Consider the following 1358-nt stretch of genomic DNA (forward strand, 5'->3'; position numbering starts at 1 on the left):
GAACAGAAGTTCTGTTTATCAACTTCGGTGAAAAGGAAGCTGCATTCTCTATGGGTATTTTATCGAAAGTGCGTGCTGCCGGTATCCGTGCAGAGATTTTCCCGGATGCAGCCAAGATGAAGAAACAGATGAGCTATGCTAATGCAAAGAATATTCCGTTTGTAGCTATTGTCGGTGAGAATGAAATGAACGAAGGCAAAGCAATGCTGAAGAATATGGAGACAGGAGAACAGAATCTTGTTTCAGCAGAGGAGCTGATTGCTACTGTGAAGAAATAAGCAGCGATGAATTGAAATTATAAAATTATTAACTGCATCCCAAAAGTTGAGCAGTTAATAATTTACTGTATATTGCGAGAGTTCGGTATTGCACCGGACTCTTTTTTCTTTAAGGCATATCTTAGGATAGGGACTACTTCAATGCTTTATCTATTTGCTTCATCAGCGTATCTATGGCTCCATCTTCATAGCCGGTAGTAGCTGATATTACTTTTCCTTCTTTGTTTATTAAATAACTTCTGGGAATCATTTTGGTGGCAAATTTACCTGTAACTTCCCGTTTGGGATCCGGGTAGAGGGGAAATGTAAACCTTTTTCTTTTATTGTATTCCGCTAATTGGTCATCTGTATGCTCGCGACCGATCACTAACATACAGAAATCCTTGTTGTTTTTATATTTAGGCCAGAGTATTTTCTGAACTTCAGCCAGTTCGCTTTGGCAAGGGCCGCACCAGGTAGCGAAAATATTGATTAATACAACTTTCCCTTTTAGATCTGCAGAGTTTATGGTGCCGTTTGCTGTTGAATGAAGGGTGAAGGCAGGTATATTGTCACCTACCTTTACAATATCCGCATCACTTTCTTGTGCGAATGACAACAGTGAGAATAGTGTTGCCGCACAGAATAATATTACTTTTCTCTTTTCTTGTATTAAACTTATCGAAAAGAGCAAAATTTGAGTCTCTTTTCATCGTTTTGTTTAATCTCTATTAAGGTTTTCTGTTATAGGGTTGTCAGTCTCAAAAAATAATGTACTTTTGCAAAATACCAAATTTTGTAAGAAGTATGAGCACTTATATACGAAAAGAGGCGGATAAAGTGCCGGAGCCTACCTTGCGCAGACTTCCCTGGTATCTGTCCAATATAAAACTAATGAAAGATAAAGGGGAGCAGTATGTCTCTTCTACACAAATCTCTAAGGAAATAAATATTGACGCTTCCCAAATCGCCAAGGATTTGTCATACGTCAATATCTCGGGGCGTACGAGAGTGGGATACAATATTGATGCGCTGATTGAGGTGTTAGAGAGTTTTCTTGGATTTACCAATATGCACAAAGCCTTCTTGTTTGGTGTAGGT

The 1358-nt window shown here is 38.7% G+C and carries 3 protein-coding genes; 2 read left to right on the forward strand and 1 reads right to left on the reverse strand.

Features of this window, described 5'->3' with window-relative positions; genetic code table 11:
• The coding region (locus AB5935_RS26305) for a His/Gly/Thr/Pro-type tRNA ligase C-terminal domain-containing protein (protein WP_368327905.1) at positions 1-278 on the forward strand (278 nt) is incomplete at its 5' end.
• 133 nt (positions 279-411) lie between these two features.
• Here AB5935_RS26305 and AB5935_RS26310 read toward each other — a convergent pair.
• A complete protein-coding gene (locus AB5935_RS26310; protein ID WP_410525554.1) occupies positions 412-930 on the reverse strand; it encodes a TlpA family protein disulfide reductase in 519 nt (172 codons plus the stop codon).
• Between the two features lie 134 nt (positions 931-1064).
• On the opposite strand from AB5935_RS26310, the gene AB5935_RS26315 reads away from it, so the two are divergent.
• The coding region (locus tag AB5935_RS26315; protein WP_368327906.1) for a redox-sensing transcriptional repressor Rex at positions 1065-1358 on the forward strand (294 nt) is incomplete at its 3' end.

The organism is Phocaeicola sp. RTP21198st1_B8_RTP21198_201120 (genome assembly GCF_040929485.1).
Classification (GTDB): domain Bacteria; phylum Bacteroidota; class Bacteroidia; order Bacteroidales; family Bacteroidaceae; genus Phocaeicola; species Phocaeicola dorei.